Source organism: Campylobacter sp. FU_520, from assembly GCF_025772385.1.
GTDB classification, from domain to species: Bacteria; Campylobacterota; Campylobacteria; order Campylobacterales; family Campylobacteraceae; genus Campylobacter_D; species Campylobacter_D lari_C.
Map to the genome: position 1 here is coordinate 136,398 of NZ_JAKMRZ010000001.1, position 7,428 is coordinate 143,825.

Consider the following 7,428-nt stretch of genomic DNA (forward strand, 5'->3'; position numbering starts at 1 on the left):
AACTAATTTATTTAATCATTTCTAAAGGATTAATATGAAAATTCTTTTGTGTTACTTCAAAAGTTAAATCACTCTCAACCCTGCCTATAATATAACCTTTTTTGATATTTCTACCTACTTTAACCCCAGGTGCAATTTTATCTAAATGTGCATAAATAGTATGTATACCATCTTTATTTTCAACAATCACAACTTGTTTTAAAGTTGGAGTTGCTTTTGCAAAAACCACTTTACCATCTAAAACATTTCTCACTGCAGCATTAGCACTATCACTTTTTAAAACTACATTTTCATTATAAATTTTAATATTATAAATAGGATCTATGTAATTTCCAAATTTTTGTTTTACTGTGTAAGATTCTAAAGGGGCGATTGTCTTAGGGCCACTATAGCGCTTAACACTGCTTGTTTGATAGCTTGAACCCACTTGTTTTATGTTTGAATTTGGCTTTTTATCTTCTTTTTTTTGTGCTAATTTTTCTTCTTCTTTTTCTTTGATAATTTTTAATTTATTAAGTGTTTTTCTTAATTCTTGTTGTTGGGCTTGTAAATTAGAAAGTTTTCTAGTATAAATTTCCTTATCTGTTTTTTGCTTAGCTATTTCTTGTTCTTGTTTTTTTCTAAGATTTTTAAGCTCATCGATTTGATCTTTATAGGCTTTTAAATTGCTATTAATTGTAGTGATTTGTGTTTGCTTTTCTTCTATTTTTTTGCTTATATCTTCATAATCTTTTGAAATTTGGTAAAATTCTTCCTTAAAAATTTTATCTAAAACCCCAACTAATTCTAAAGCTATGATACTATCTTCGCTTTCAATATAATTTTTAGGAATTGCCAAATCATAAGCAAAATCTTTAGCAATTAAATCGATTATCTTTCCTTCGATTTTATTTTTATTTTGCAAAAGATCTTTATTTTGCGCATTAAGTTGTTCTAGCGCTTTTATTTGAGTTTTTACCGAGCTTTCAAGCTTAGAGGTTTTTGAAGTTAAAGTGCTAATTTCTGAAGCAATTTTTTTTAAATTTTTCTCATTATCTAAAATTTCACTAGCTAAATCTTCTAATTTTTTAGAAAGTTGCTTTACTATACGTTCATTTTCTTTAATATCTTTTTGCTTTTGCGCAATTTCATTTGCAAATAAAACAGAAAAAGAAAACAAAAAAAGCAAAAAGCATTTTTTCATTTTCTAACCTTAAACATTACAAAATTCACACAAGCAAAACAAACACAAAGCATTGCTAAAAAAATCAAAAACAAATGCGTGAAAATACTTATTTTAGGTAAGCTAATATCCACACTTTGTAAAGCTAGTTTAATGGATTCAAGATCATAAACTTGGGTAAAAAATAATACAAGCAATAAAAATGCTATAAAACAATCAATAAAAACAATCTTATAAAGCATAAAAGATCTAAACCAAAACGGCGCCCCAAGTAAACACATGATTTCAACTCTTTGAGTATGCTCAAAAAGCCAAATTTTCATTTGCTTAAGCAATAATACAAAACTAAGCAATATTATAATAAACAAGAAAAACCATAATAAAAATTTCACTAAAACCAAAAGTTTATAAATTTTTGTATGCGTTTTTGCAAAAGTTTCTACTTTAGTAATGTTAGGATTTTTTAAAAGCTTATCTTTTAAAGCATTTAGTTCATCTTCTGACAAAAGTTTATTAAGTTTTAAAGTATAAAATTTTGGCAATGTAGCCTTTAAAACCTCTATGTTTTTAGCCGATATATCATTCTTAAGTCTGTCTATCATTTCATTTGGATTTAAAATTTCTAAAGACTGAAAATGACTTACTTGATCTTCTATGCTTTTTTTATCCAAATGGGTTTTTCCTACTAAAATAATATTATAATCTTTATTTAAAAGTTTTTCATAATGCTCTATAGTTTTGTTTGTAATGATTAAAAACTCAAAAGCAAACATCATTACCATTAAAGCAAATATCAAAGAAAGATGATTTTTAAAAGATTTCATTCATTCTCCCATTTTCTATATTAAAACGACGATAATCAAGTCTTAAATTAGTAGGAATTCTATGTGTAACAACAACCACGCAAGTTCCAAGTATTTCTCTAGCTGATTTTAATAAAGTCCATATAATATCTGAAGAATACTCATCTAAATTTCCCGTTGGCTCATCACATAAGAGTAATTTTGGATTATGTGCTAAAGCTCTTGCCATAGCCACGCGTTGTTGCTCTCCACCTGAAAGCTGAGCTGGCTTTTTATCAGCTTTGAAAGTTAAATTTACATGCTTTAAAAGCTTTGCAGCTTGTTCTTTACATACGTTTTTGCTATAACCTTTAATCATCAAAGGAAGCATTACATTTTTTTCTACGCTAAATTCTTGCACCAAACGATAATCTTGAAAAATAATTCCTATTTTTTGCCTAAGCTGCAAAAGCTCAGCGTTAGAAATATCTACTAAATCATTATTGCAAACCTTTAAATTCCCGCTTATTGGCTCTAAATCTCCATAGAAAGATTTTAACAAAGTTGATTTCCCGCTGCCACTTTTTCCTGTAATAAAAACAAAATCATTATCTTTTAGTGAAAAACTAGCATTTTCTATAACAAGTTCATCATAACCAAGACAAAGCTTTTTAGCTTCTATCATCACTGCTTTTTCCTCATTTATTTTATAAATTATTATTTGATATAAGAATACAATATTTCTCTTAATTTTTCTATAGCTTTTAAATTTTCTTTAGTTTTAAAAGGCTGCTCAAAGATAAATTCTATTTTTTGTGTGTTTAAAGCTATATAAACATGTTCAGGCTTGTAAAAAGCGCCAAAAGCTATTTTGATGATAAGCTCATCATCTTTAATGTACATTTTTTCAAAATGTAAGAAAAAATCCTCACCTTTAAAAACTTCATTTTTAAAATTCTTTTTTATACAAGCTAATTCTTCTGCGTTTAATCTTAAATCTTCAATGACAAATTTTTGATCCTTGCTTAAACTTTCACTCTTGCTAAAACCACTAATGATTAAATCATATATATCTTTATTTTGTCTTTTCCAGCGATCTTCGTATTTGCTTGAAATTTCTAAATTTTCATTTTTTTTGATTAAAGCTTTTAAATGCGAAAAAGTTAAAAAAGTTTCTAAAGTAAAATCAAAATACAAAAAACTATCTGTTCTAAGTTCAAATTGTCCATTTTCTTTTAAAACCCTAGCGCATTCATTTGCAAAATTTAACCCGACTACCCTACGATGAGGCTTTTTATCCCAAGGAACAGGAAAATGCAAAAAGATTTTATCTATCAAGTTAGACTCAAGTACGCTTAGTAATAATCTTACATCAGTTTCTATTAATAAAACATTATTTAAGTTTTCACTTAAGGCAAGTTTAGCTACTTGCTCTAACGCAGGGGTGTAAATTTCTATACCTATAATCAAAACATCAGGATTTAATCTTGCTTGATAAAGCAAATGCCTACCACTTCCAAAGCCTATTTCAATAAAAATTTGCTTTTTGTTTTTTATTTGCTCTAGTAATTCTTTTAAATCATTGGCAATTAAAGGGGTTTTTTGGATTAACCTTGTATGTTTTAACGCCACAGCTTCACAAACTACATCTTGAGTGAAATTTTCTTTAAACACAAGTAAAGCTTTTTGCAAATATCCAATTTGCGAAGGCTTAGTGTGTTTTTCACCTTTAATAAGCCATTCTTGTTTTTTTTCATCTTTTTTAATCTGCAAAAAAAAGTTTTCTTGCTTTATACGCGTAAAAAGCAAGTCTACATTTTCACCTTTAGCAAGCCATAAGAATTCAACCCCATCTTTTTCAAAAGGAAGTTGAATTTCTTTTAGAATTTTACACTTAAAATTTGGCATTATTTCACCGCTGTAAATTTATCAGAAGCTTTTGATTCTATACCATTTGCATCGATAGCTATAACTTCATAACTATATACTTTTCCAGGAACAGCTGTGATGTCTTTTAATTGCTTAGATTTAATCTCTTTAAACACAGCATTACTTCCACCTCCACTTCTTTTAACTATATACTCTTTGGCTCTATCATCATTATCAACCCATTCAACTCTAATACCATCATCTTCAACAGCACATAAAATAATACTTGGTGCTAATGGTGCCCCTAAGGTAATACCTTCTACAGGCTCACTTGCTATAGGACTTTCCAAGCCATCTTTATCGACCATACTCACTTTATAATATCTTTTTTCAGCCACACCTTTAACTACATCTTCATAGGTATTTTCAGAAGTTTTAGCTACCACGCTAAAAGGTAAAAAGGTAGTTGAACTAGAATAAATTTTATAATAAGCAAAATCAGCATAATCAATTTTATCCCAAGTTAAAATGATTTTTCTTGGCGCGTCTTTACTTGCTTGTAAATTACTTACCATAGGAGGAAGTGCTTTGGTGGTTGATTCTACTATTTTACTTGGAGTACTTTTAATGCCATCATAAGTTAAAGCTATGACTCTATATTGAAAACTCTCATCAGGCTTTAGTGAATCATCTATATATTCAGCACTTAAGCGATTTTTAACCCTAGTTAATTCTTTAAATTTCATATCTTTCATATTTGCACGCTCAATGATGTATGAGTTTACTCTTACATCAGGATGTGGTCTCCAAACTATTTTTACACGATTTGGCAAACCTACAATAGCTTGCACAAAAGGCACTGGATCAATCACTCTATTTGTAAAAGCTTCTATACTCACACCATCTTGAGAAACCTGTCCAAGTTCGTTAAAGGTTTTCATAGAATAATAATATCTTGTATTTGGATCTAAATTTGTATCAGTATAATGAGTTTGAAATTTATTTTTGATTTTTGCTATAAGCTCCATAGGTGCACCAGCTGCATTTGCCCTATAAATATAATATCCTGCTATATTTTGATCATACAATGGTTCCCATTCAAAAGCTATACTTGTAATATCACTTATACTTTTAATGCTTGAAATTTTTGGTAAAGTATCATTTACTTGAGCAATTTGAGGCGAACTCATAGTTGTACTACAAGCACTAAAAGCCAAAGCAGAACTTAAGATAATCCAGTGAAGTTTTTTCATCTATCTCTCCTTGTGTAAAATTTTCTTTTAAAATTTGATAAAAATCATCAAACATAGGAGCTTTTATAAACATTAACTCTTTAGTCCTAGGATGAATAAAATAAATCAAATACGCATGAAGCATTACTCTATTATACTTTATTTTTCCTTTATATCCGTATAATTCATCTCCTAAAATATAGCGATTAAAATCTGCCAAATGCACCCTGATTTGATGGGTTCTTCCTGTGTATAACTTAGCAGCTATTAAAGAGCAGTTTTTAGCACTTAATAAATTTATAAAATCTGTTTTTGCATTTTTTGCTAAAGGATTTTTAGTGTTTGTAGTAATTTTTTTAAGCCTATTATTGGGACAACGCATAATAGCTTTTTCATTGCTCATTTTATCATTTTTCAAAGGCAATTCACTCAAAGCAAGGTAAAATCTACCCATACTTTTATCTAAAAGCTGATTTGCTAAAAATTGATGTGCTTGATTGTTTTTAGCTATGATGATAGCTCCGCTTGTGCCCTTATCAAGTCTATGCACAAGCCCTGCTCTATGCTCTCCATTTAAATTTGATAAAGCATAGCCCTTATGTAAAAGCCAATCCACTAAAGTCGCTTCTTTAACACTACTTGCACCATGCACAACGACATTAGGAGCTTTGTTTAAAACTAAAACATCATCATCTTCATATAAAATTTCTATGTCAAACTCAGGCGTGTAGCTTTCTTTAGCTTCTTTTACTAAAGGTAAAAAAATACTTATTTCATCTTTTTGTTTTATTTTTTTAGAACTTTTATTTTCTAATTTTTCATTAATATATATACAATTTTCTTTGATTAGTTTAGCAACTTGCGAACGACTTTGCTTAAGTATATCTGATAAAAAAATATCCAATCTTTCTTCACAAAGTGATGAAATTTTTAGCATATTATATTTCCTTGTGATAAAATTTGCAATTTTAACATATAATTACACAATATTTTGTAAAAAAGGTTAGCTTTGATAAAACTTGATAGAAGAATTCTAACGCATTTTGATTTTGTTCAACCTCTTTTAGTGTTGCCTATCATAGCTATATCTTTTCTTTTAATTTATGAAGCAAATACACGCTTAGCCGAAAAACAATTTATCTATACTTTAGTAGGTTTTGCAGGATTTGCGTTTTTTTTCTTTTTACCTTTAAGAAGATTAATGTGGCTTATACCCGTGTTATATTGGATCAATATAGCTTTGCTTTTGAGTGTGGATATTTTTGGTGTTGAAAAACTTGGAGCTAGAAGATGGCTTGAAATACCTTTTACACATTTTACCATACAGCCTTCTGAAATTTTCAAACCCTCCTTTATTTTAATGCTAGCTTATTTGATTTATCAAAACCCACCACCTCATAATGGTTATGGTTTAAAACAATTTTTAAAGCTAAGTTTTTATATTTTGCTCCCATTTTTACTTATAGCAGGAGAACCTGATTTAGGAACAGCTTTAGTACTTTTAATAGTAGGCTTTGGAACACTTTTTATTATAGGAGTAAATTATAAAATTTGGCTTAGTATTTTTTTAGCTATAGCTATAGCTTCACCTATTATTTATAGTGATTTTTTAAAACCTTATCAAAAACAAAGAATTCATGATTTCTTAGCTGAAGAGCCAAGTTACCATGTAAAACAATCCATCATTGCAATAGGAAGTGGTGGTTTGAGTGGAAAAAAAGCAGACGAAGCCACACAAACACATTTTAAATTTTTACCTATTTCTACGAGTGATTTTATCTTTGCATATTTGTCTGAAAGATTTGGTTTTATCGGTGCAGTTGTAATCATACTGCTTTATACCTTACTCATTTTTCATTTATTGAGTTTAAATTATAAGCTCAAAGATGATTATTTTACAAGAGTAGTGACAAATTGCATTGCTTTGTTTATTTTTATATATGTAGCGGTAAATATATCAATGACCATAGGTTTTGCCCCCGTTGTTGGCATACCTATGCCATTTTTTAGTCATGGGGGAAGTTCTTTTGCTACCTTTATGATTTTCTTTGGAATTTTACAAAATTTAATAACCTTTAGATATTTAGCAATAGAAAAAGCGGTAAAAATAAAATTCTAAATTTAAATTAAGGAAATAAAGATATAATAACATTTTTATTTTAACTTTTGGCGGATTTATAGCTCAGTTGGTTAGAGCAACCGGCTCATAACCGGTTGGTCGCAGGTTCGAGTCCTGCTAAATCCACCATTTATTTTTTACTCCCGAGTGTTTTTTTGGCAAATTATATTCAAAATATTAAAAAAGAGTTTTTATATTTTCAAAAATAGCTTTTTGTATATTATATAAACAACCATAATAATAATTTATTTTACACCTAAATTA

7 protein-coding genes and 1 tRNA gene are annotated in these 7,428 nt (G+C 28.7%); 2 read left to right on the forward strand and 6 right to left on the reverse strand.

The annotated features are described in order from the left end of the window. Positions 1–7 precede the first annotated feature (7 nt). The 6 genes from L8W55_RS00735 to L8W55_RS00760 are packed head-to-tail and all read right to left on the reverse strand — an operon-like array spanning position 8 to position 5,982. Complete coding sequence (locus L8W55_RS00735) at positions 8–1,183, reverse strand: murein hydrolase activator EnvC family protein (protein ID WP_214135110.1); 1,176 nt, start codon at positions 1,181–1,183, stop codon at positions 8–10. Beyond that, entirely contained in the window at positions 1,180–1,986 is an 807-nt protein-coding gene (locus tag L8W55_RS00740) for an ABC transporter permease (RefSeq protein ID WP_214099480.1), read from the reverse strand. The genes L8W55_RS00735 and L8W55_RS00740 overlap by 4 nt, the downstream gene beginning before the upstream one ends. Further along, complete coding sequence (locus L8W55_RS00745; RefSeq protein WP_039625813.1) at positions 1,973–2,629, reverse strand: cell division ATP-binding protein FtsE; 657 nt, start codon at positions 2,627–2,629, stop codon at positions 1,973–1,975. The genes L8W55_RS00740 and L8W55_RS00745 overlap by 14 nt, the downstream gene beginning before the upstream one ends. A gap of 32 nt (positions 2,630–2,661) precedes the next feature. Then, complete coding sequence (gene trmB, locus L8W55_RS00750; RefSeq protein WP_263676876.1) at positions 2,662–3,852, reverse strand: tRNA (guanosine(46)-N7)-methyltransferase TrmB; 1,191 nt, start codon at positions 3,850–3,852, stop codon at positions 2,662–2,664. Next, entirely contained in the window at positions 3,852–5,066 is a 1,215-nt protein-coding gene (locus tag L8W55_RS00755; protein ID WP_263676877.1) for a ferrous iron transporter A, read from the reverse strand. The genes trmB and L8W55_RS00755 overlap by 1 nt, the downstream gene beginning before the upstream one ends. Beyond that, a complete protein-coding gene (locus tag L8W55_RS00760; RefSeq protein ID WP_087685598.1) occupies positions 5,020–5,982 on the reverse strand; it encodes an RluA family pseudouridine synthase in 963 nt (320 codons plus the stop codon). Before L8W55_RS00760 ends, L8W55_RS00755 begins: the two co-directional genes overlap by 47 nt. Before the next feature lie 72 nt (positions 5,983–6,054). Here L8W55_RS00760 and L8W55_RS00765 point away from each other — a divergent pair, with 72 nt between their 5' ends. Both L8W55_RS00765 and L8W55_RS00770 read left to right on the forward strand, forming a co-directional pair. Continuing rightward, positions 6,055–7,164, forward strand: coding sequence for an FtsW/RodA/SpoVE family cell cycle protein (locus L8W55_RS00765; RefSeq protein ID WP_214118031.1), 1,110 nt, complete (start codon positions 6,055–6,057; stop codon positions 7,162–7,164). A gap of 52 nt (positions 7,165–7,216) precedes the next feature. Further along, positions 7,217–7,293 (forward strand) — tRNA-Ile (locus tag L8W55_RS00770). Positions 7,294–7,428: the final 135 nt, after the last annotated feature.